This window comes from Legionella shakespearei DSM 23087, assembly GCF_000373765.1.
Classification (GTDB): Bacteria; Pseudomonadota; Gammaproteobacteria; order Legionellales; family Legionellaceae; genus Legionella; species Legionella shakespearei.
In genome coordinates this window covers 61,136-85,736 of record NZ_KB892384.1, presented here as the reverse complement: position 1 = coordinate 85,736, position 24,601 = coordinate 61,136, and the positions used below count along the sequence as shown (strand labels likewise).

The following is a 24,601-nucleotide window of genomic DNA, read 5'->3' as shown; positions in this document are numbered from 1 at the left end:
GAGGATCACTCAGAGCGATAGCGTAATCAAGGCTACGCCTATTTTGAATCAATCCCTTATTTCTTACTTAATACTGTGAATTATATAGTCTATTAACCTATCGTCCAAGAGATTAAATAAAAGAGAGAGCCGTTGCTGCATACTACTTTTGTCAATCGATTGACAGAAACCTCTGTTCTATGACAAATTAGAATGTAACGAAAGCGCAGGCTATTGATTTATAAATCTATTTTTAGATGGCATGAGCTTTGCATGGGACAATTCATAAAAACGATTAATGCCCTGAGTTCACGAAGAATTCAGGTACCTGGATGCGAATGGACTGCTTATGGCCGAGAAAGATGTTTTATCACAAGAAGAGATAGATGCTCTGCTCGAATCGGTTGATGACTCCACTGAGGAGGAGTCTTCGGAAGTTGCAGCAGCACCTGAACCAGAAAAAACCGGAAAAAAGAAGACAAAAACCCGGTCGCTTGAAGAGCCTTCTGGTCTGGATGAATCTGCTATAGACGCTGCTGAAACCGGTGTAAAAACCCTTAGCTTTACTGGCCAGGAACGAATTGTTAAAGGACAGTTGCCTGTACTGGATAAAATATATGACCGGGTTATCAGAAACTTCACCACCGATATTTATCAGTTGACAGCCAAGGATTTTGAAATAAAACAAGATCCCCTGCTTTTTGTAAAGCACCGAGAGTTTATGGGCAATTTGCCCAATCCCAGTTTAATGAGCATTTACAAATTCAAACCTTTGCGTGGCAAGGCGATTATCCTTTTTGACAGTACCTTTGTTTATGATCTGGTGGATTACTATTTTGGCGGCAGTTCCCAGTTTTACGCCCAAAAGGACAAAACTGATTTTACGGCAACAGAGCTCAGAGTCATGGATGTAGTCACCAAAAAACTGATAACTAATCTCGTGCATGCCTGGGAACCTATTATTCACCTTGATATATTAAAAGTGAATGAAGAAACCAATCCTCAGCTGGTGAATATTGCTGAGCCCGAAGAAATGTTATTGGTTGCCCGTTTTTCCCTGAATTTTGGTAAAGAAACCGGGACTTTTTATTTCATTCTGCCTTATTCCATGGTTGAGCCGATTAAACAACAATTGGAGTTAGGGGCATCACGTCCTGATGATGAGATAGATCCCAACTGGATAAAATCCTTACGTGAAGAATTAATGGATGTCGAGTTAACCATCAGTGCTGCAATGGCGCAAACCATGAGTACTTTGGGTAAAGTCATGTCCTGGCAAGCAGGTGATTTCATTCCTATGGAAATGAGTGAAATTGTGACTCTGGATATTGAAGGAACACCAAGTTTTACCGCAACTTTAGGCAGTGCTAATGAAAAGCGTGCTTTAAAAATAATAAAAAATATAAGTTACTAGGGGATAGGGATGACTCAAGCACAAGAAACCGTCAATGAACCGACAAATCCAAATGCCAACCTGGCGACGGATGCTGATAGTGAAAAAATGGAATTGATTTTAGATATTCCAGTATCCGTTACTGTAGAAATTGGCCGTACCAAGATGACCATCCGTAATTTGCTGCAATTGAATCAGGGCGGAATTGTTGCTCTTGACCGCTTGGCAGGCGATCCTCTGGATGTTCTGGTCAATGGCACTTTGGTTGCACATGGTGAGGTAGTGGTTGTCAACGACAAGTTCGGCGTGAGATTGACTGATATCGTCAGCAAAGCTGAGCGGATTAAGCGACTCAGATGATAAAAACAGCATACTATTTGATACTGGGCCTGATGAGCACTGTAGTTTGTGCGCTTCCGGCTGAGAGTCCCAATAGGATAACGCATGGTGAGCTGACACGTGTGATAGGTGGCTTACTCCTTGTTTTGCTTATCATTCTTGTCTTGTCATGGCTGGTAAAGCGCCTGCAAGGAGTGAATTTAGGTTCTGCCAAAGGCTTTCAATCCATTGCCAGTATCCATTTGGGCCCTAAAGAACGTCTGGTGCTGATGAAAGTCAGTTCTCGTTATTTGCTCATGGGCGTAAGTACCGGAACAATTACTCTGATACATGATTTTGGCGAACAGTTACCCGCTGGTTTTGATGGTGAAAATAAACCGGCTTTTTCTGAGCTTCTTAAATCGGCTATTGGGAAAACCGCAAAATGAAATTGAAGCATGTTACTCTTTTAATTCTGGTTCTTAGCATCTTACCTCTGGTCTCCCAGGCATCTCCTCTTTCCCTGCCTGCCGTAACCGTTACACCAGGAGCAAATGGCACACAATCCTACAGCGTCAATTTGCAAATTTTAATTTTCATGACGCTGTTAAGCGTTCTACCGGGTTTATTGATGGCCATGACCGCATTTACTCGGATCATTATAGTACTGTCAATTTTACGGCAGGCTATAGGTATGGCTCAGACTCCTACCAATCAGATATTAATAGGAATCGCTTTGTTTATGACCTACTTTGTGATGGCGCCTGTGTTCAGCAGCATTAATGAAAACGCCATCCAGCCGTATATGGCAGAGAAAATGGAATTTCCCCAGGCTTTGGCAAATGCCCAGAAACCATTACGCGAGTTCATGTTGAATCAGACCAGAAAGAATGATTTGTCCTTATTTGAAAAATTTGCTCAAAATAAACCGGCAACTCTTGATGATGTACCCATGAGTGTCATCATTCCTGCATTTATAACCAGTGAGCTCAAGACTGCCTTCCAAATAGGATTTATTTTATTTTTGCCTTTTTTAATTATCGACCTTGTGGTTTCAAGCGTCCTGATGGCCATGGGTATGATGATGCTTTCGCCCTTGATTATTTCATTGCCTTTTAAAATTATGCTGTTTGTGATGGTGGATGGTTGGACCCTTGTATTGGGATCTCTTGCCTCAAGTTTTGCCATGACCTAGGAGACGCTATGACCCCGGAAACCGTTGTCTCTCTTTTTAGTGAAAGCGTTTACGTCATGTTACTTCTGTTGTCTGTTTTAATTATTCCAGGTCTGGTTTTGGGATTGGTTGTTGCTATGTTCCAGGCAGCCACTCAAATTAACGAAGCCAGCTTAAGTTTTATCCCCAAATTATTTATTACCTTTTTAGTATTGGTATTTGCAGGCCCCTGGTTACTCAAGACTTTAGTGAATTACACTGATTCTTTGATAACCAATATCCCCTATTTGATTGGTTAGGGACTAGAGATGAATCTGGATTATCAGACAATGATACGTGTGTTTAGCCAGGTGATTTGGCCCATGGGACGTATTGGCGGTTTGATGCTGACTGTTCCTGTGTTTTCTTCTGTGCTGATGCCCCGTCGGATAAAAGTATTTTTCATTTGCGCTTTGAGCTTAACCTGCGCTTCGTTTATTCCTCATCATTTGTCATTTGAACAGTTCAATGGCCTGTTTCTTGTTTATATCATCCAGGAAGTGTTTTTAGGAATGATGATGGGTTTTGTCTTACAACTGGTTTTTCAGGTATTTATATTAGGCGGACAAATTATTTCCATGCAGGCCGGTTTGGGATTTGCTGTAATGGTTGATCCGGCCAGTAAAGCCAGTGTGCCATTGGTGAGCCAGTTTTATCTGATGATGATTACTTTAACCTTCCTGGCTTTAAATGGCCATTTGGCTCTTCTGGAAGCCCTGATAGACAGTTTTCGCCTTATGCCTGTCGGCCAGGTGCCACTGGATAACTCTATGGTCTGGAACATCATTATGTTTTCTGGCTGGATGTTTAAAGAAGCGGTGCTGATTTCCATTCCTGCAATTCTGTCGCTGCTTATAGTCAGTTTGTCCTTCGGCATCATGACTCGGGTTGCACCGCAGCTTAATATTTTTTCATTAGGTTTTCCCATTACCTTATTAATGGGCTTTGTCATTATCAAAGTGGGCTTGCCAAGCATAGGCAATCAAATGGTTGAAAGCCTCAGGGAAGGGATGCGTTTTATTATAGGGATGCTGCACTGATGGCAGAAGAAGAACAGTCACAGGAAAAAACCGAAGAGCCCTCGGCCAAGCGACTGAAAGAGTCGCGGGAAAAAGGGCAGGTTGCCCGATCGAAAGATTTTAATGCCACGGTTATTTTATTATTTACCGGGGTTGGCTTTCTTGTGTTTGGAAAACATCTTTCCGATCAATTAGCTGCAATGATGAAGCAGGCTTTTGAATTTGATGTCCAGATTCTTATTACTCCTTCTGTTGTTCTGGGACGGTTTTTGATTTTGGCCAAATCAGGTGTCTGGGCTTTGGTCCCTATTTTGGCGGTGATTTTCCTTTTGTCTTTGGGAGCTCCATTACTGATGGGGGGATGGGTTTTCAGTGGCCAGACCTTGCAGCCTAAATTTTCACGTCTAAGCCCGTTAAAAGGACTTAAGCGTATGGTATCGCTTAAAGGTTTTGTTGAAATGTTCAAGTCCTTTTTCAAGTTCGTTCTGGTTGCAGGTGTTGCCGTTCTGGTTTTAAAGATTGAGGTACCTGAACTTTTAGCTTTAGCGAATGCTCCTGTAGAAACAGCTATTGGCAGCGGCGCACTCATCATTATCAAATCCTTCTTATTCATTGCTGCCAGTTTGATTTTAATTGCCGCGGTCGATGTTCCATTCCAGCTTTATGAGCACAGCAAAGCGATGAAAATGACCAAGCAGGAATTACGGGACGAATATAAAGAAACAGAAGGAAAGCCCGAGGTTAAAAGTGCCATACGCCGAGCGCAACAAGAGATAGCAAGACGGCGCATGATGAGTGAGGTTCCAAAAGCAGATGTGATATTAACTAACCCTACCCATTATGCGGTGGCCATCAGCTACAAAAAGAAGGGGAACAGGGCGCCAGTAGTGGTGGCCAAAGGTAAAGATTTAATCGCTTTTCAGATCAGCAAAGAAGCGAAAGATCATAAAGTACCCATCATTTCAGTCCCGCCATTAGCACGGGCTATTTATTTTTCTACCAAATTAAATGCAGAAATTCCACGAGGGCTTTATGTCGCTGTGGCTCAGGTCTTGGCCTATGTATTCCAGTTGCGTGACAAACAACGCTATGACTACAAACCCGAAATATTACAAAACGTGCCTATCCCACCTGATTTGGCGCGTGAAGCAGAGGATGATTGAGAATGACTAATGCATTGCATCACATACACTATTGGATGCGTCAGGGCTTAGGTACGCCATTGATGCTGGTCATCATGCTCAGTATGATGATGTTGCCCTTGCCGCCTTTTTTACTGGATATCTTTTTTACCTTCAATATTGCGCTGTCTTTAGTTGTGCTGCTGGCCGTTATTTACAGTGAAAGGCCTTTGGATTTTGCAGTCTTTCCGACGGTTATTCTTCTGGCAACCTTGTTACGCCTGGCTTTGAATGTGGCGTCAACCCGGGTGGTATTGCTGAACGGACACAATGGAACCCATGCTGCCGGTCAAGTCATCGAGTCTTTCGGTGAAGTGGTGATTGGCGGTAACTACACTGTGGGTCTGGTGGTCTTTATTATTCTGGTTGTCATCAACTTTGTGGTGGTCACTAAAGGTGCGGGGCGTGTATCCGAGGTGAGTGCGCGTTTTACCCTGGATTCCTTGCCTGGAAAACAAATGGCTATTGATGCGGATTTGAATGCCGGCTTAATTAATCAGGAACAGGCGATAAAGCGCCGGACGGAAGTCGCTCAGGAAGCAGATTTCTACGGCTCTATGGATGGTGCGAGCAAATTCGTGCGTGGGGATGCGATTGCAGGAATATTGGTCTTGGTCATCAACATCGTGGGGGGACTGATCATTGGTATCCTCCAGCACGGCATGAGCTTGTCCGATGCCTTGCATAATTACATTTTATTAACCATAGGAGATGGCCTGGTAGCCCAGGTGCCTTCCATTATCTTATCAACCGCCGCCGCAATTATCGTAACGCGGGTTTCCAGCGCGCAGAACATGGGACATGCTGTTATTAGCCAGGTCTTGTCCAAGCCGCGCTCGCTGATCATTGCCGCAGCGATTATAGGCTTGATTGGAATTATCCCCGGCATGCCGCATATCGCTTTTCTTTTGCTGGCAGGCGGGTTGGGTGGAATCGCCTACCTGTTTATCAAGCAAGAGAAGGAAAATATTAAAAAACAAGTAGATAATGAAGTTGATATGACCAAATCTCCTGATCCTACTGCTACGGAATTATCCTGGGATGATGTGAATCCGGTTGATGTGATTAGCCTGGAAGTGGGGTATAGGCTAATTCCTCTGGTGGATAATGCACAAGGTGGTGTTTTACTGTCACGTATTAAAGGCGTGCGTAAGAAAATTTCTCAGGAATTGGGCTTTTTGATTCCTTCAGTTCATATCCGTGACAATCTGGATTTGAAACCTAATCATTATCGTTTGAGTCTGGCTGGGGTCATTATGGGCGAGGCGGCAATTCATACTGATCGTTGGCTGGCGATTAATCCAGGCCAGGTGTTTGGTAGCCTGGAAGGAATTCAGGGGCGGGATCCTGCTTTTGGCATGGAGGCCGTCTGGATTAATGAAAACCAAAAGGAGCAGGCTCATACTTTAGGTTACACCGTGGTCGATGCCTCCACAGTTGTTGCCACCCACCTGAGTCAAATTCTTGATTTAAACAGCCAGCAATTGCTGGGCTATGAAGAAACACAGCAATTACTCGATAAACTGGCTATCAGCTCGCCAAAATTGGTCAAAGAACTGGTTCCTGACGGGCTTTCTCTGGGAATGGTCAGTAAAGTGTTACAAGGACTGTTACTGGAACACATACCGTTAACTGACATTCGTACCATAGTCGAAACTTTGGCAGAAAATGCGCCAAAATCCAAAGAGACGGAGTTTTTAATCAGCCAGGTACGGATTTCATTGTCACGGCTAATTACGCAAAAAATCAGTGGGTTAAATGAAGAGTTACCTATTATTACTTTAAAACCAGAGTTGGAACAATTATTGCAGAATACAATACAAAGCAGTGGTGCTGCAGGTGTCAGCTTTGAACCCGGTATGGCGGACAAGATCCAACATTCCCTGGCTCAATTTGCAGCGCAGCAGCAATCGAAACAGGAAAGTACGGTATTGGTAGTACAACCAGGAATCAGATCGGTGTTGGCACGATTCGTGCGTAACATATCCAATGATTTCCATGTTTTGTCTTATCAGGAAATTCCTGATAACAAACAAATAAGGATAATTGGGACAGTGGGATAGGGAGTCATTGAGTTCCGCCGTCCCGCGGCTTGTCCGCGGGATCCAGGAATCTCACTCCGAACTTAGATCTCTGGATCCCGCGGACAAGCCGCGGGACGGCGGAGGTGGGACAGTGATGACTAGCAGCCCTGATGACAGTCTTAACTAAGTTAGTATCATAGGCAGGAGGCTTTATGAAATTAAAACGCTTTGTCGCTGCGGACACACGCAGCGCCATGCAACAAATTAAGGCGACCTTCGGTCCTGATGCCGTTATTTTGTCCAGTCATAATGTGGACGGAGGGGTAGAAGTTGTTGCTGCAATTGATTTTGATGAATCAATCATCACTACACAGGCAGCAGTTGCTACAGCAGAACCACCCAGTCAGACTGAAAAGCCAATGCATCAGACGCCACTTGATGATATGCGACAGGAAATTCAAACGTTGAGAGGCATGCTCGAAGCCCAATTGAGAGGCACTGTAGGGGGAAATGAGCCCTTGCATACTGTCTTACTGCAAAAATTATTGTACCTGGGCGTGAGTCATACTACCGCTGCCATGTGGGCACGTTCAGTGCGCCCGGATTTAAACCAGCAAAGAGCCTGGCAGCATATTCTGGCTCAAGTGACTGAACAATTGCCTATACGTGACACACGCCGCATAGAAGAAGGCGGTGTTTATGCTTTTGTCGGACCTACAGGTGTCGGTAAAACAACAACCCTCGCCAAAATTGCGGCACGCTTTACCTTGCGTTTCGGTGCTGACAAATTAGGCCTGGTCACTATGGATACTTATCGAATAGCAGCTCAGGAACAATTAGTCCTTTATGGAAAAATTCTTGGCGTTAAAGTCTGTGTGGCTCAGGACGATGTCTCACTTTCCAGAGTCTTGCGTCAATTAAGTGACAAAAAGCTGATCTTGATTGATACCGCAGGCATGAATCCTGCTGATGAACGGGTTGTAAAGCAAATGCATGTATTGAGTACTTATATGCAATCTATAGCCAAGGTATTGGTACTTCCGGCTACCAGTCATTATCAGGTACTGATTGATGCCATAAAACGCTATCAGGCAAATCATGTGGATCAGTGCATTTTAACCAAACTCGATGAGTCACTGGCTGTGGGCGGCGCATTAAGCGCAGTCATAGAGTCAGGTTTAGGCGTCAGCTATTTAACGCATGGACAGCGCGTTCCTGAAGACATAAAAATGGCCACTCGCCATCAGCTTGTTGAGCTCTTTGCGCAACAAGAACTTCAATTGTTCCAGGCAGAAAGGAATTTAAGTCAAGAACAGCCTCGTGTTGGGAGAGAGTATTATGTCGAAAATTAGTAAAAGCATAAAAGATCAGGCTTCCGGCCTGAGAAATTTGTCTCGCACCAAACCAGTCAAGGTAATCGCTGTTACTGCAGGAAAAGGAGGGGTGGGCAAAAGTAATGTTTCAGTTAATCTGGCTGTTGCCCTTGCCCAGCGCAATAAAAACGTGATGCTCTTGGACGCGGATTTAGGTCTGGCGAATGTTGATATCATGCTGGGTTTACACACCAAATATAATTTATCCCATGTTATTCAGGGGATCTGTCATTTAAGTGACATCATTTTGCAGGGACCCTGCGGCATTAAAGTCATACCGGCCGCTTCAGGTACTGAATTTATGACCCAGCTCAGCCCGGTGGAGCATGCTGGAATTATAGATTCCTTTAATGAGCTCACTGAAGATTTGGATTATATGATTATTGATACTGCTGCGGGAATTTCCGATACAGTATTGAGTTTCACCCGATCCTCCCAGGAATTGATTGTGGTTGTTTGTGATGAGCCCACCTCTTTAACCGATGCGTATGCTTTAATTAAAGTAATGAGCAAGCGTTATGAATGGACCCATTTCCATATTCTGGCCAACATGGTTCGTTCTTTAAAAGATGGTCGAGAATTATTTAATAAGTTATTTAAGGTTTCTGAACAGTTTCTGGATGTTCATCTGGATTATTTAGGTGCTATTCCATTTGATGAGCATGTCCATATGGCTGTTAAAAAGCAAAAGCCAGTGCTGATAGCCTATCCGGATTCAGATGCTTCAGCGTGTTTAAGGGAAATGGCAACAGGAGTAAATAACTGGCAATTTAAGCCTTCTTTAGGCGGAAATACCAGTTTCTTTTTAGAGCGTCTGGTGGCAGGTGATTTTTAAATTATATGCCTATACTTAAAATGTTATAGCAGTTTCGTTGCCGATTTTTAATTGTATCAATTATCTTGTGCTGTTATTGTAAGGAGAGTGTCGTGGATGCTTTGGCTGCATACAGCAAAGTAAATCAGCAAACCCAGGAAACACTGGTAAAAAGCCATGCTATATTGGTTAAGCGCATTGCGCACCATTTACTTGGCCGATTACCACAAAGTGTTCAGTTGGACGACTTAATACAGGCGGGGATGCTTGGATTACTTGAGGCTGCAAGACATTATGATTCTACTAAAGGTGCTTCATTTGAAACCTATGCTGGAATACGCATCAGGGGACATATGCTTGATGAAGTGAGAAGGAACGACTGGGTTCCACGTTCTGTTTATCGTAATTCAAGAATGATTTCTGAAGCAGTGCGGCAGGTAGAACATAAATTTGGCAGAGAGGCGAAGGATTGGGAAGTCGCTGAAGAGTTAGGCTTACCGATCAACGAATACCATGAAATGCTGCAGGATTCCGCAAGCAGCCATTTATATGGATTTGAGGATTTAGGTGTTACAGATGACATGTTGCATGGGGAAGAAGGGGGCTTGATAACAGAACCTCATGTGAACGTAATGCATAATGATTTAATGAGCCGCCTGACCCAGGTAATTGATGGCTTGCCTCATAAAGAACGTTTGGTGTTGTCTTTGTACTATGAACAGGACTTGAATTTGAAAGAGATAGGAGAGGTGCTGGATGTCAGCGAGTCTCGAATATCGCAAATTCTCAGCCAGGCTACACACCGCATTAAATCGCGGTTACCGGAATAAAAAAATAAGAGAATAAATAATAAGAATGGATGCATTAACACTAATAGGTTTATTAACAGGATTTCTCGCGATAATAATAGGTCAGGTTTTTGAAGGAGGGGATTTGCATTCCCTGCTTAATTTCCCTGCATTGCTTATTGTTATGGGCGGAACTATGGGAGCGGTAATGGTGCAAACGCCATTTCCCACGTTCAAACGGGCATTTAAAATTTTGCCCTGGATCTTCAAACCGCCACATCTCGCTTTTGACGAATGCCGAAATACACTGATTGATTTGGCTCGCCGTGCCCGTCAGCTTGGATTACTATCTCTGGAAGAGCATATTGAAACAGAAAAGAACCCGCTGATTAATAAGGGTCTGGAATTACTCGTTATTGGCGTTGATAAGCAGACTATAAGACAGGTTCTGGAAACAGAAATTGATCGCATCGAGCATCAGGATATGCGTGCTGCCAATTTGTTTGAAAGCATGGGCGGATACAGTCCTACTATAGGGATTTTAGGAGCGGTTCTTGGATTGATTCAAGTGATGAGAAACCTTGCAGATCCCAGTGCACTGGGATTAGGTATTGCGGTGGCCTTCGTAGCTACCATTTATGGAGTGGGTTTTGCCAATTTACTTTTTTTACCTATTGCTAACAAACTAAAGAGTTGCATTGCTCATAAAGTACATTTTGATGAAATGATAGTCGAAGGCCTGGTCGCTATGTCTAGCGGTGAAAGTCCCAATATGTTGCAATTAAAATTAAACAACTTTGGGGTTCATAAGAAGAATGAAATCAAGGCGCAATAAAACAGAAGAGCATACAGATAATCATCGCTGGGTTATATCCTACGCAGATTTTATCACCTTGCTCTTTGCTTTTTTTGTGGTGATGTATGCGATTTCATCCGTCAATATTTCCAAATATAAATCGCTTTCAGAAGGGATGAAATCAGCGTTCAATAACAAGGATCAAAACAAGGCAACACAGTCCACCGATACCTTGAAGGATGGTCCTGAAGAAAAGAAAACCAAAGGCACTTATAATGATGGTCTTGAAGATTTAAATAAGTCCTTATCAGAACTGGAAGATGGTGATTATAAAATTAACAGACAAGACGGATGGATAGAGTTGCAGATTACAGCAGGTTCTTTATTTGATTCAGGCAGTGCGGATTTAAAACCGGAAGCGTTAATTAAATTAATGAAATTAGCCGGAAAAATAAAATCATTGCCCTATACAGTCGTAGTTGAAGGCTATAGTGACAACGTCCCTATAACGTCACCACAATACCCATCCAACTGGGAACTGTCAGCAACGCGGGCTGCTGTTGTAGGCAGGATTTTGAATAGTTATGGCATCAGTACGGACAGAATAGTTGTCACCGGATACGGAGAGCAGTATCCTGTCAGTGATAATTATACGGAAGAGGGACGAAGCCAAAATCGCAGGGTAAATATTGTTATTGCCAAGAACAGAAAGGTCGACAGGCTTCTTAACCCTGATATGGGTCAGGTACATACAGGAGTTATCGGATATGGTGCCCCTGTGCCTGAAACGGATAAAAAGCAGGACATGAAACATCAGGATGCCAAAAACGAACAAACAGATAAAAAAGCAGTGCAATAAATTTTTGCTTTGATGTGTAGCCCGTATTAGCGAAGCGTAATACGGGATCCATGTGGCACAATTCCCGTATTACGCTTCGCTAATACGGGCTACAAAGCTGATGCACTGCCATTAAGTTAATTCCGCCGTCCCGCGGCTTGTCCGCGGGATCCAGAGATCTCACTCTGAGCTTAGATCCCTGGATCCCGCGGACAAGCCGCGGGACGGCGGAGTAGCGTGCAGTCACTCAGGATGACGTGATAAACATCAGGATTAAAGAATAATAAGAAGGAAAAGAAATGATTAATCTGGTTTTAAGTCTTAACGTTATAATTTTTTTATTCATAGGTAACTTTTTGCTGAATCAACGCAAGCAAATTCTGGCCTTGGAAGAACAATCCGCCGTGCTGGCAAAATTGATTGAAGAAATAACCCGCGATCATCCGACTCTGGTGAATGCCGATTTATTATTTTCCAGACAATTGAAAGAAATTAACAGCCAATTGATCAGTATGGATAATCAATTGCAGAATCTTGAAAATAAAAGAGATAACGATGGCGGCTATCAACACGCTTTGAGAATTCTGGAGATGGGCGGCAATCAGGAAGAGATTATTAACAGCTGTCATTTATCCAATGCGGAAGCTGAATTACTCATGAATCTGCAAGCTTATCGCTCCGCAATGAAAGCAACTTAAGTAAATGAACTTGTTCGTATTTTTTTAATTTGCTATAGTGCAGATCCCAGATATTAAACGGATTTAATATGCACTTTTTGAAAAAATTATTAATACTTTTCATTGTCTTACCTGCTTATGCCCAGGAAGCAAAACAAAATATCCCCAACATCATCAGGAAGCCTGGTGCCATCATCAAGCATTATGTCAGCTCTGATGAAGCCTTTGAGCGCTTGGGCCAAGGGAAAAGAACCATAGATTTTCCCACCCAAATCATCCGGATTTCCGGTACCGTCAATGAAGCAAATCTTTCCTGTGATGATGTCTTTAATACGATTAATTACGACTATTTAGGTTTTGTCATTGATTCTGGAAAGACTACCTATAACAGCTACGTTTACTGTGGCTTTAATCCGGAAACTGAAAAAGCAGAACGTTTCAGCATTTCCACTTATTTTGATCCATTGACAGACAGTGCTGTGGATGAAGTAAAAGAGTGGCTCGAAGTAATGAATGGTACGGATCTGTATGGCACTCCCTTCGTTATTGAAAGTGCCAGAGAGCTGGTCATCTCACTGAGGGTTTCCGCAGGTGTAAAAGAAAGCGAAAAAGATCCTAATTTATTAGTCTTTAAAACCCAGACCAGCAATCATTATTTTAAAACGGACTACCAGATGAAGCAGGAGTTAATGGCTGATATCAAAAATCAGTTTTACAGCCTGGATAGCAGAGTGGTCTTACCTTTCTTTGCCAAATGGTTTTACCCGAGTTCAGAAGCGACATACAACCGGGTGTTACATGCTTCCAATTATGTATATCTGGAGCCGGAACGCATTTTCCTGATGGACAAAGAGCCTAAGATATTTTCACCTATGATCAAAATGACCTACGCTCATTCGTGTTTCAATAGTCCAAGTAAGTTTTGTCTGTAAACGTAGCCCGGTTGCAGGCAGCAGCCTCTAGATCACCTCTTAGTCTATGCCCTACACAATGCTAAATCATGCTTTGTGCCGCAACAAAAGTTCCGCTTCCTCACGGTCGCGGCTCGGTTTCCGGTGCACAATGAAGTCAATACGAACGCACGGAAACCGAGCCGCGACCGTCAGGAAGCGGAACAGTTATACTGGCAGGGACAGTGTTTCTGCCCCGAACTCCTGGATCCCTCCGATCTACGACGTGGACTGATAAATACCCAAGGGTATAGCTACAAAGCAACTTTACCTGTAAAATTACCTCTTTATTTTTTATAGAGACACTTATGTTAGAAGTGAATCACATTAATCTGAGCCTTGCTGATCTCGATAAGCGTATCGAATCACTTCGGGGGTATCTTTGACTTTGAAGGTAAAAGTGAGCGGCTGGAAGAAGTTGTCCGCGAATTAGAGTCTTCAACCATATGGAATAATCCCGAACAAGCCCAGGCATTAGGGCGTGAACGGACCCAATTGGAAGCAGTAGTGCTTTCCTTAAGTAAACTGGGACAATCTGTTATTGATTTAACCGAGTTATTTGAACTTGCCCGTGAAGAGGACGATGAACAGGCAATAAATGACATTGGGGAAGAATTAAAAAACATTGAGCAAGAGGTTGCAGGTCTTGAGTTCAGGCGGATGTTTTCCGGAAAAATGGATAATTCCAATGCCTATCTCGATATTCAATCCGGTTCTGGTGGAACAGAAGCGCAAGATTGGGCTGAAATGATACTCCGTATGTTTTTACGTTGGGGCGAACAGCATGGCTTTACGACCGAGTTAATCGAATGTTCTCCAGGTGAAGTTGCCGGAATTAAAAGTGCGACCATCCATTTTAGCGGCGAATATGCGTTTGGCTGGTTACGCACAGAAACAGGAGTTCATCGTCTGGTACGAAAATCACCTTTTGATTCAGGCAACAGAAGACATACTTCCTTTGCTGCAGTATTTGTTTCGCCTGAGATCGATGATGACATCGATATTGAAATTAACCCGGCCGATTTGCGTATTGATACGTATCGTGCTTCCGGTGCGGGCGGCCAGCACGTTAACCGTACTGACTCAGCAGTACGAATAACTCACGCCCCAAGTGGTATCGTGGTTCAATGCCAGAATGACCGCAGCCAGCACAAAAACAAAGATCAGGCATTTAAACAATTGCGTGCCAAACTTTATGAATTGGAAATGCAAAAGAAAAATGCAGAACAGCAGGCTCTGGAAGCCAGCAAATCAGACATAGGCTGGGGATCGCAAATTCGTTCCTATGTATTGGATCAATCACGAGTTAAAGATTTACGTACCGGTGTTGAGACCAGTAATACCCAGGCGGTATTAGATGGTGCACTCGATCAGTTTATTGAAGCCAGTCTAAAAGCAGGAGTAGGCACAGCATGACAGAAGAACATATAGAAGATCATATAGATGAAAGTGAAGTTTATCTTATCCGTAAGCAAAAATTAGCTGATTTACGTACTGATGGCTTTAATTTTCCTAATCAGTTTCGCCGTCAGGATTTGGCTGAGGATTTGAATAAAGAATATGCCGGATTTGATAAAGAAACTTTGGCCCAGAAGCAGGTTAAGGTTGCAGTAGCAGGTAGAATTGTCCTTCGTCGTATTATGGGCAAAGCCAGTTTCTTCCACATCCAGGACGTTTCCGGCCGTATCCAGATTTATATAAGAGCCAATGATCTTCCAGAAGTTTACGAGCAATTCAAGCATTGGGATTTAGGCGATATAGTGGGTGTTAAAGGGGAGCTGTTTTTAACCAACACTGGCGAGTTGACGGTTAATGCGGAACAGGTTGAACTACTGACCAAATCATTACGCCCTTTGCCGGATAAATTTCATGGCCTGGCTGATCAGGAAGTAAAATACCGTAAACGCTATGTTGACTTAATCGCTAATGAAGACAGCAGAAAAACCTTTTTAATTCGTTCACGCCTGATTCAGTCATTCAGACAATTTATGGATCAAAACCAGTATCTCGAAGTAGAAACGCCGATGATGCATCCTATTCCCGGTGGCGCTGTAGCGCGACCTTTTATAACGCACCACAACAGTCTTGATATGACTATGTATTTGCGTATAGCACCTGAACTTTATTTAAAACGACTGGTAGTTGGGGGCTTTGAGCGGGTTTATGAAATTAACCGTAATTTCCGTAATGAAGGGATTTCAACACGTCATAATCCTGAATTTACCATGATAGAGTTTTATCAGGCTTATGCTGATTATAAAGATTTAATGACCTTTACCGAGCAATTACTTCACCACCTCTGTGATACAGTATTAGGCAATCGTCAGGTGGATTATCAAGGTCATATTATTGATTTTAATAAACCTTTTGCTCGTATGACCGTTAAAGAAGCCATCTTGAAATATCATCCGGACATTAAAGCCGAACAACTCGAATCAGTGGACAGTTGCAGAACGTTTCTTGATGTTCTGGGTTTACCCTATAAAGCAACTGATGGTTTGGGTAAATTACAAATGATCGCTTTTGAAGAAACGGTGGAGCATCAATTATTTCAACCTACTTTTGTTACTGCTTACCCGACTGAAATATCTCCTTTGGCACGCCGCAGTGACGAAAATCCTGAAGTCACCGATCGCTTTGAATTCTTCATCGCCGGGCGCGAAATTGCTAACGGATTTTCCGAGTTAAATGATGCTGAAGATCAGGCAGAGCGTTTCCGTAAACAAGTAGAAGAAAAAGATGCCGGTGATTTGGAAGCCATGCATTTTGACAGTGATTATGTAGAGGCTTTGGAATATGGCTTACCGCCCACTGCAGGTGAAGGAATAGGAATTGACCGTCTGGTGATGCTCTTTACCAATTCACAATCCATCCGTGATGTGATTTTATTCCCTCATCTACGCCAGTAGAACGATGCTGTACAGGCTACACACCAAGGCACGTCCTGAGCGCGTCTTTTGGCGCGAAGGATCTCCTGAAAGCTGGCAGGGTGTGTAGCCCGGGTATGCTTGCAGCCGGGATCGAAGTGGCACCATGCCGCTTTGAGGAGATCCTTCGCGCCAAAAGACGCGCTCAGGACGACGTGCTTCTGAAGGATGAATGTTTTATCAAAGATGGGTCTTAATTTTTAAAGGTGTATTATGGCTATAAGGACGTTCCAAAAAGCAGTAGTGTATTTAAAAGAAATCCAGGATATTGGTTTATTTGGTGTGATGACTGATGCGCGTTTGTTTGCGATGTTTAGTGGTTCACCACTGTACTATATTATGTTTCCTTTCATAGCAATTTTACTTACGATTTTAGCCGCGATTAATGGATATCAACTCGCTACGGCCAATAATAAAAACTTTGATAAATCATTTGCCTTGATCGTTTCTGTGGTGAGTGCCATATGCTCCAGTGTTTCCCTATATGGAGCGGTCATTGCAACGGCTATGGGAGTTACTTTTGCGGCAGGATCCTGGTTTTTCCTGACGGGGGTATCTCTTGCTGGATTGCATCAGATCGTTATGCTGGGATTGAATCTGTACCGTGCTTATGAATCGCGATTTGATCCGGTCCAACGCATGCACCATATACAAGCTGCTTTAAGCAATTTATTTGTTTTGGGGTTATTGACCAGTATTGTGGGTGCCATTGTCTTTGTCATCCTCACACCAGCAGCCCCCGTTCTTGGTACAGCATGCGCCATTGCTGCAGTTGCCTTTACAGTAGCAGCCATGATATGGCAGTTAACTCCCTATAATTGGAAGCAGGCTATAAAAGACTTCTTGCATTTGGGAAAACCAGAGCTTACAGAACAACCAGTAGACGAGCATGTTTCGGAGTTGGTTGATGGGGCAGAGGTTAATTTGTCCGGCAAGCCAGAGCATTATACTCGCTTGTTTAGCCATACGGATTATGGAACACAAGTAAGGCGAATGAATCCTGATGAAGGCAAGACTTATCTGGAACAGGCTATTAATAATAAAATTATCAGACTTAATGTAAATAAAAGCCATCTTGATGAAAAGGATCAACAAAAAATGGATTTATTAACCCGGTTACTGGATTCATTAAAAGATAAGAAAATAATCTCAAGAGAAGATCTACTGACACAATATCCCCTGGTATTCCAGAGTTTTTGGGCTGAAAAGGGGGAAGTGGAGCAATTATTTGATGCGGTTTCCTTGTGGCAGGATAAAGTGAGTCTAAATCATATTCCAGTTCAATCAAATTACAGCCAGGCATTAAATCCTTAATAAATCTACAGCAGGGCGGTTTCCCACCCTGTTGTAAACATTGCCATTAAGTTAAGCGCTACTCCGCCGTCCCGCGGCTTGTCCGCGGTATCCAGAGATCTAAGTTCGGAGAGAGATTCCTGGATCCCGCGGACAAGCCGCGGGACGGCGGAATTCCTTAACTTAATGGCAGTGCCTGTTGTAGAATACAATAGCATTACGACTATCGATGGCCGTGTACAGTACCGCCACTATGACCAGGGCCACCACTAAAGACGCTACTACTATGTCCATGAGTGTTGGAACTGCCCCCAAACAAACCACCGCTATGTACATGGGTGTTAGAACCGCTGCCTGGATGAGTATGGACAGTGCCACCCCAGCCTCCACCACTGCTTGGGTGATGATGTGTCGTGCTGGTTGTTGTTCTTGGATAATATACAGGGCTTGGTGCAAATAAAGCAGGTGTATAACCGTAAGAACCGCCCCAATAACTGGGAGTGCTGCTGGATACATAGGTAGTACTGCTGCCAATAAACAATAAGGGTAAGAGACACACTGCCCCAATGATAGCCGCTATGGCAATTATTGGAATAATGGGTGAAAAGGCAAGAGCAGTTCCAGCAGCTAAACCTGTGGCTGTAGTAGCTGTAGATGCAGTGATCGCAAGGGCAGTCAGGATTCCTCCAGCGATTGCGGCAGCCCCCATAGCAGCCATACATTTTAATAAAAAGCTGTAATTTGTATTATCGTCGTCTTTCTCTATCTTTGATCTCATCATTTACCTCATGTCAATCATTGTTAAATAAGTCCATTACTATTCGTTGCCTTGTATCAATCTGGCAGGTAATAGATCTGATGCTGCATTTTTTTTGATTTTATAGCGTTATTTCTACGCGCTTGGCATTGTACCCTATCATTTTAAAAAAAGGCACTTTTAATTTCGCGTCCAGGAAATTATCTAATGAAAACCGAGCCGCGACCGTAAGAGAAAGTTGTATAATACAATTTGCCCATATTTTCTACGTGCCGCGGCTTGTCCGCGGCATCCAGTTCGATCTACTAATGAGCACAAAGATTTGATATCTTTCATATTTACGCTGAATTTTCTGGATCCTGCGGACAAGCCGCAGGACGTAGGTGATTATTACCACATTCTCTCACGGTCGCGGCTCGGTTTTCTTGATCAACAATAACATGTGCCATAATTGCAATAGGTAGATCTACCCAGGTAGATCAGCGAATTACAAAATTTGAACACTTAGAGGAAAATAACGACTCTTTTTTAACGGAGTCGTAACAATGCAAGATAGAATAGAACGTAGTATATTCCAACCAACCGAAGCAAATCCTTTCACCGGTTTTGTCATCGCAACCGATGCGAACATGGGTGACAGAAATACCCAGACAGAATTACCTTATCTCAGAGAAAAGCCAGGCGGCACAGATGTTGGTCATGTGTTTGCATTTCGTGGTCAGGAAGCAATTGCTAAAGTAGGTATTAATTTTTCTTTATTAATGCAGGCTTTGGAACAATACCTTAAAGTGTACAGCGACTTCCAAATTGCTTTAAATTCTTCTGAAGAACTGAAACATGATCTTGAGAATTTCTCCAGTCTGCCTCCTGCCAAGAGACGTAAAGTTGCTGAAACCATCGCTAAAGCAACAGAAGATACTCTGAAATCCAGCACAAAATGGTCTACTTTATTAGGTTATGTTGTGGGTAACTACTTGCGTTTGACAGAACCTCAAGCACCAAAAAACGAGTCTCCAGAAGATAAAATTGCTCGTGAAACCGCGAAAAAAACTAAAGAAAGCAAATTAAAAAAGGACATTACTGACGGTTTTTCTGAATTTTTAAACTCTGATGAAGGCACCAGACTACTCGACAACATAATGCAGGCTCGCACAGACAGAGCACAATCTAAAGATAAAACTCCAGAACAGCAAACGCTTACGACGAATGAAGTATATGCTCTTGCTGAAAAATTGTTTCAAAGTAAACCCGATTTACGTGACATGTTTGCCTATTGTGCATTCACTGATCAGATGTGTGCATTCGGACAACAATTAAATAATATCTACATGAACTCTGTAGTTCCAGGTATTACTCTTGCAGACCATCATTTATTAGTCACTCACAATCAGATGGGGTTATATCAGATTTCAAGCCTTGTACCTAATGCAATAAGCCTGCAAAAATTCCTGGTAGACTCTTTTGCAATGGATCAAAAGCCAGGTGAAGACAATGACGCATGGATTGCCAGAGGTGTGCAACGATTAGAAGAAAAACTCCAGAACAAGCCAATCAAAGGTCTGTGTGCTGGAATTTTATTCCGTCATTTAATGGGTGAAAGTGCTGACTTAGGCATGGACAATATGGTTCTTGTTGAAAAAGAAAATCATTGGGAACTGGTAAATATTGATTTAACCGGCCCACGTCTGCCAAGACAAAACGATTTTAAAATTCCACGCTCTACTGAAGTGGCTTTGGGTTGGGAAAATACACTTAAAGCGGGTGATAAAGAGACCTTATTAAGCAGATTATTCGATGATTCGGTATTTAAACCACGCGGTGTTGAAGACTATGAACCTTTGCAAAAGATATTGAGCAAAGACAGAGCTACTCCTGAGTTTATCAAAGCGCGAAATAAAGACATCTTTAAGGCCATTGTCAGAACCTTACAAGCACACGTAACAGATGAGGTTGAATCAGAAATTGCAAGTGCTAAAAATTGGTTAGCTCAATTGGATGATAAAAAAGTGACAGCTCAAGTTGAGGCGCAAATCAACTCTGTCTACAGCAATCTTCATCCCAACTTAAGCTTTGACGCCAGCCGAATCAGCTCTTACATGGCATTCTTTACTCCTTTCATCTCCAAACCCTGTGAGATTGCAAGAAGCCTGAACGCACCAGTTGAAGAGTTAAGTGCAGCTGCAAAACTGTAATCGTAGATCGCAGGTTGGGCTAGCTCCGCACGGTTGTAGCCCGGTCTGCTTGCAGCCGGGATCAAAGTGGCACCATCCCGGCTGCAAGCAGACCGGGCTACAGACCCTGCCAGAGTTTAGTGGCATTTTAGCTCGTATCAGGTGTTAGCCGTATCCCCGATCCACGTCGTCCTGAGCGCGTCTTTTTGCGCGAAGGATCTCCAAATGCTGGCACCATGCCCCTTTCAGGAGATCCTTCGCGCAAAAAGACGCGCTCAGGACGACGTGGCTCGGGGAATGGTAAAGGGTGTAGAAAAGTCAGCTTTAAGCTGCCGGGCTACAACCCCACACGGGCCAATCCTAACCCGACCTCCACATAAACACACCAACCTTGTTAAGGACGTAGAACCATGTTTACCCTACCCTTTGATTCATTTTTTTCTAAAGATTTTCTAAACCAGACATACGGCCAGTTCATCAAAGCTCATATTCTCAATCACCCTGAACTGACAGATGATGAGTTGCTGCATATTCTGCAACAAAGCCAACCCACTCTGGATCCCCTGAAACTGCAAGAACTACTGAATACAAAGATACGCTGCAATGCCGGCATCACCCCATGCCTGTTGCAAGACGATGGGACTTTGCTTTTTGCAGGCGCACACAGCCAGCGTAAAGGCGACAATGCCCGGGGAGTACTGGTTTCTGCTACTGGCCTGATTGAAGATCAGGATGTAACCTTAATGGATGGCGCCTTACGTGAATTACATGAAGAACTGGGTTACCCCTTGTATGCTGCCTGTAAAGATCAGATGCAATTAGCCCTTGCCGAGCTGCATGCTGGCCCCGGAAGGACCGTGGCAGAAGTAGCCGCTAATTTAAACGCGTTCATCAATAAAGAGAAACGCAGTATTTCCTTCCATGCAAATATCATTGTTCCTGTATATGGCTCACAGGAAGAACAACAGCAATTACTCATTGATTCCAATAACTATTTACAAAAAGTAGCCAAAGCCTATGCTGCCGCAGTAAGCATTTGCTATGAACACCCCAAAGACCAACCCTACAGTACAGAAGATTATGCTTTAATCAGAAATCATGCAGAGGAACTGTTAAATACAGTACAACCTCCATTGAGCACTCAAATTGCAGCACTTCTGCAACAACTGAACCAGGAAGAAAACGCAGCACATTTGGTGGCACTGGCACACACCCTTCTTGAGTTTTCAGAAAATGATCGAATCATTTTAATTACTGCACCCGAATTAAAAAGAATGGCCGCAGAAGCCCGCCGTAATCCAAAAGCCAAATTAATCAGAGGATTAGATGAAGAAGGACAAGAACACTCTTTTTATCAACCCGCTCTGGAAAGCATGGATTCACTGCTCACCACGTTTAAAACGACTCTAAAAGACACCAGCAGGATACTTACCACCACCTTCATGCAGTTTATTAAACTGATGATGCAACAATTTGATGCTGGAAACCTTTTTAATATCAATCCTTCAAAAAATAGCTTATATCGCCCTAACAATTATTTCACCAGACAAGGTGAATCCATTCAAATGAAAAAGATTAACTTTCTCCAGGACATGCTCTATGCCAATTTAATGGTTAATCCCAGAGCTTTAGGCCTTGAAGGTATTGCCTCTATTGCTTTAGGTCAGATTTATGAAGAATTCGCCAAAGATCCCACTTCTCGCATGCCGAAAAATATTATTCCCAGCCATGTGAATGCAGCAGAAACCTGGAATCCGGTTCATTTCATGCGCATTCCAGTTGGTAGTTTGCTGTTCAAATACCTGCGCCCCAAAGGATGGCTTGGCGAGTATGCAACCAATGAAATTCACTTTAAACCCAGCGAGCTAGGCATAGCCGATCAAATCAGCGATCCCAACGATGCCACCAAATTGATGGACAGGGTTCATGCCCAATTGGTGGTGATTGATGAACTACCTAGCCCGGTTGCGGTATCCAAAGCCAGTGCCGTAATGGATTTTTGGTCACAAACAGGAAGAAAGGTCTGGTGTGATGGCGGCGGCACGCAAATTTTCATGCCAATGAATGCCAAGGACAAAAATCGTTGCCTCGCTATACTCAAGCCAGAACCCGGTGATTTTAATTACCATCAAATGGATAAACTCATTGAAATAGCACAGCAAAATAATGTCCAGTTTCTGACAAAGCAGGAATTACTCGCCAGAGGTATTGATATCAAGCCCCTGGATACCAATTTCACCCCGCTGGATATTCCCGCAGAACAACAACTGCAACTGGCACATCAAGCTTACTATCTTGGTGACTACCATATGGCTATTAAGGCACTGCGCTCCTATGTGGAACTCAATGGTCTGACCGCTTATCAAAAGTTAAGTGCTCAGGTCGTTCTTGGCGGGTTGTATGTGATTTCCGGTAATTATGAAGAGGCACAACTGCATCTTACCGCGTTTATTCAAAACGCAGAAAGGATATCAGATAAAAGTCCCCTTCATACTTATTTACAATTATTGGCAAACATTCATTTGGCCAGAGCACAGGTGATACCTGATTTAGCCATCAATCAGTTACGCGAATGTTTTGCATTTATAGAAAAGCACAAACGCAATAAAGAAATTGCCCAACATCTAAGCGCTTTAAAGCAAGTGTTGCATCTGGAAATGGGGATTGCCTACAACAAATCAGGCCGCCAATTTTCCAATTGTCAGGATTATGATGATTTTGATGCGCAGGGAGATCCGGTCAAAACGAAAAAGGAAGATTCCCTGCTGGCTCTGAACTACTTGCATAAGGCAGATTACACTCAGGCAGCTCCTATTGAAGGATTAATTTTCCTTTTGGAAAGAGCCTCGGCAAAAACACGTTTGCGTCAGACCACAGAAGCTCTTGAAGATCTGGCTTTGGCAGAAAAGCAACTGGGGTACTGTTATGACATTTTTAACAGTGCATTAACTCATGGTGCCTTCAAAAATCTCGAAACGGAATTAAAACTGCTTTCGCTGAGCATCCGTTTAGGTGTTGGATTGAATCTTTCTTTAGCTAAAAAATATAAAACTCCAATTCCCGCTCAATATCAATCGATTGATCCAGTCCTTATGATTAAAGAACTGGGGCTGGATTTGGATAAGCTGACCGCAATGGAAGTAACTACCTTGTTTAAACGCTGGATTGGCCCCAATGCGAACAACCTGTTCATCGAAGGCTGGTACTACACGGCGGATGATGCCAAAAATCAGGATAAAGGCGGTAATCTGCTGGCTCTGTATCGAAAATACATTCCTTTTGATTTGTCTGCTATTTTGCAAAAACTGGAAGACAACCAAATCAAAGAATTGAACCTCGCCTTTCTTGGTTTGCCTGCTCCGGCGGGAATAAGCGATCAGGATTTTGCGAAGTTATGTACGGCATTAGCCAAAAACAGCTCGCTGGAAAAACTGTTCCTGCGTAAATGCAGTGATAAATTTACAGGCGCGCCCGGTCAGGAAAGCAGGCTGAACCAATTGTTCAAAGCCTTAAATCAGGCACAAGCAAATGGACAGCAGTTGTCTTATTTATCGTATTCAGGAGTCCGCTTTACTTTAGCCAGCGAATATGAGGATTGCCTCAATTATCTGGAAAACAATAAAAGCCTGAAAGTGCTGGATTTGTCCTGGTACGATTGGAAAGACAAAGCCTGCCTGAAACGACTGGGAGCTTGCATAGGCGCGCATCCTAATTTACGTACAGTGCTTAATGGAATTAACAACCATCCAGAGGCCGGCGAAATTTTTTATCAGGAATGTCATCGTTCAGAACATTTAGCTCATGTGATGACTTTTGATGGAACTATGGATCCACAAACGCAACAAAATGCGATTACGAATCGTGAATGGTTGATGAAACTGCAAGATGAGCTTAAGTCAAATCAGAGAAGCAAGATGGTCTCTTTTTCCCGGATGTAAGGAATAATCGATTGATTTAAATATATAAAAAACCGTAGCCCGTATTAGGCGTAGCCGTACACTCGCTGTCCCTGCCAGTATAACTGTTCCGCTTCCTGACGGTCGCGGCTCGGTTTCCGGTGCACGATGAAGTCAATACGAACGCACGAAAA

General features: G+C 43.2%; 21 protein-coding genes. 20 read left to right on the top strand and 1 reads right to left on the bottom strand.

Going from position 1 to position 24,601, the window contains the following annotated elements; genetic code table 11:
* The first annotated feature begins 328 nt into the window (after positions 1-328).
* The 18 genes from fliM (at position 329) to B094_RS0102875 (ending at position 17,604) form a co-directional block, all read left to right on the top strand.
* The gene (gene fliM, locus B094_RS0102965) at positions 329-1,393 is read left to right on the top strand and encodes a flagellar motor switch protein FliM (RefSeq protein ID WP_018576306.1); all 1,065 of its coding nucleotides are present in this window, start codon (positions 329-331) and stop codon (positions 1,391-1,393) included.
* Positions 1,394-1,402: 9 nt separating this feature from the next.
* Positions 1,403-1,732 (top strand): flagellar motor switch protein FliN, encoded by a 330-nt coding sequence (gene fliN, locus B094_RS15595; protein WP_018576305.1) that lies wholly within the window; start codon positions 1,403-1,405, stop codon positions 1,730-1,732.
* The gene (fliO, locus tag B094_RS15590; RefSeq protein WP_018576304.1) at positions 1,729-2,139 is read left to right on the top strand and encodes a flagellar biosynthetic protein FliO; all 411 of its coding nucleotides are present in this window, start codon (positions 1,729-1,731) and stop codon (positions 2,137-2,139) included. Before fliN ends, fliO begins: the two co-directional genes overlap by 4 nt.
* A complete protein-coding gene (gene fliP, locus B094_RS0102950) occupies positions 2,136-2,885 on the top strand; it encodes a flagellar type III secretion system pore protein FliP (RefSeq protein ID WP_018576303.1) in 750 nt (249 codons plus the stop codon). Before fliO ends, fliP begins: the two co-directional genes overlap by 4 nt.
* 8 nt (positions 2,886-2,893) lie before the next feature.
* Positions 2,894-3,163, top strand: coding sequence for a flagellar biosynthesis protein FliQ (gene fliQ, locus B094_RS0102945; RefSeq protein ID WP_018576302.1), 270 nt, complete (start codon positions 2,894-2,896; stop codon positions 3,161-3,163).
* Positions 3,164-3,172: 9 nt separating this feature from the next.
* Positions 3,173-3,943, top strand: coding sequence for a flagellar biosynthetic protein FliR (gene fliR, locus B094_RS0102940; RefSeq protein ID WP_018576301.1), 771 nt, complete (start codon positions 3,173-3,175; stop codon positions 3,941-3,943).
* The gene (flhB, locus tag B094_RS0102935; protein ID WP_018576300.1) at positions 3,943-5,085 is read left to right on the top strand and encodes a flagellar biosynthesis protein FlhB; all 1,143 of its coding nucleotides are present in this window, start codon (positions 3,943-3,945) and stop codon (positions 5,083-5,085) included. The genes fliR and flhB overlap by 1 nt, the downstream gene beginning before the upstream one ends.
* Before the next feature lie 2 nt (positions 5,086-5,087).
* Positions 5,088-7,166 (top strand): flagellar biosynthesis protein FlhA, encoded by a 2,079-nt coding sequence (flhA, locus tag B094_RS0102930; RefSeq protein ID WP_018576299.1) that lies wholly within the window; start codon positions 5,088-5,090, stop codon positions 7,164-7,166.
* A 173-nt stretch (positions 7,167-7,339) separates the two neighbouring features.
* Positions 7,340-8,479, top strand: a complete 1,140-nt coding sequence (gene flhF, locus B094_RS0102925) for a flagellar biosynthesis GTPase FlhF (protein ID WP_018576298.1) — start codon at positions 7,340-7,342, stop codon at positions 8,477-8,479.
* Positions 8,466-9,335: a MinD/ParA family protein gene (locus B094_RS0102920; protein WP_018576297.1), complete on the top strand. Its 870-nt coding sequence runs from the start codon at positions 8,466-8,468 to the stop codon at positions 9,333-9,335. Before flhF ends, B094_RS0102920 begins: the two co-directional genes overlap by 14 nt.
* A gap of 92 nt (positions 9,336-9,427) precedes the next feature.
* Complete coding sequence (locus B094_RS0102915; protein ID WP_018576296.1) at positions 9,428-10,144, top strand: RNA polymerase sigma factor FliA; 717 nt, start codon at positions 9,428-9,430, stop codon at positions 10,142-10,144.
* Positions 10,145-10,169: 25 nt separating this feature from the next.
* Entirely contained in the window at positions 10,170-10,937 is a 768-nt protein-coding gene (locus B094_RS0102910; protein ID WP_018576295.1) for a flagellar motor protein, read from the top strand.
* Positions 10,918-11,757 (top strand): flagellar motor protein MotB, encoded by an 840-nt coding sequence (locus B094_RS0102905; protein WP_018576294.1) that lies wholly within the window; start codon positions 10,918-10,920, stop codon positions 11,755-11,757. The genes B094_RS0102910 and B094_RS0102905 overlap by 20 nt, the downstream gene beginning before the upstream one ends.
* Before the next feature lie 278 nt (positions 11,758-12,035).
* Complete coding sequence (locus B094_RS0102900) at positions 12,036-12,434, top strand: DUF2802 domain-containing protein (protein ID WP_018576293.1); 399 nt, start codon at positions 12,036-12,038, stop codon at positions 12,432-12,434.
* A 68-nt stretch (positions 12,435-12,502) separates the two neighbouring features.
* Positions 12,503-13,345, top strand: coding sequence for an Lpg0189 family type II secretion system effector (locus B094_RS15585; protein ID WP_018576292.1), 843 nt, complete (start codon positions 12,503-12,505; stop codon positions 13,343-13,345).
* Between the two features lie 326 nt (positions 13,346-13,671).
* Positions 13,672-14,779, top strand: a protein-coding gene (gene prfB / locus B094_RS15580) for a peptide chain release factor 2 (protein WP_155823517.1) whose coding sequence is annotated in 2 segments (ribosomal slippage) — positions 13,672-13,746 and positions 13,748-14,779 — 1,107 coding nt in all. Because the reading frame shifts where the segments join, the coding sequence is not laid out codon by codon here.
* Positions 14,776-16,272, top strand: coding sequence for a lysine--tRNA ligase (gene lysS / locus B094_RS0102885; protein ID WP_018576290.1), 1,497 nt, complete (start codon positions 14,776-14,778; stop codon positions 16,270-16,272). The genes prfB and lysS overlap by 4 nt, the downstream gene beginning before the upstream one ends.
* A gap of 231 nt (positions 16,273-16,503) precedes the next feature.
* Positions 16,504-17,604, top strand: coding sequence for a hypothetical protein (locus B094_RS0102875; protein ID WP_018576288.1), 1,101 nt, complete (start codon positions 16,504-16,506; stop codon positions 17,602-17,604).
* Between the two features lie 202 nt (positions 17,605-17,806).
* Here B094_RS0102875 and B094_RS15575 read toward each other — a convergent pair whose 3' ends face one another.
* Positions 17,807-18,364: a hypothetical protein gene (locus B094_RS15575; protein WP_155823515.1), complete on the bottom strand. Its 558-nt coding sequence runs from the start codon at positions 18,362-18,364 to the stop codon at positions 17,807-17,809.
* A gap of 521 nt (positions 18,365-18,885) precedes the next feature.
* Between B094_RS15575 and B094_RS0102865 the strand changes: the two genes are divergently transcribed.
* Both B094_RS0102865 and B094_RS0102860 read left to right on the top strand, forming a co-directional pair.
* A complete protein-coding gene (locus tag B094_RS0102865) occupies positions 18,886-20,532 on the top strand; it encodes a hypothetical protein (RefSeq protein ID WP_018576286.1) in 1,647 nt (548 codons plus the stop codon).
* A 389-nt stretch (positions 20,533-20,921) separates the two neighbouring features.
* Complete coding sequence (locus B094_RS0102860) at positions 20,922-24,449, top strand: hypothetical protein (protein ID WP_018576285.1); 3,528 nt, start codon at positions 20,922-20,924, stop codon at positions 24,447-24,449.
* Positions 24,450-24,601: the final 152 nt, after the last annotated feature.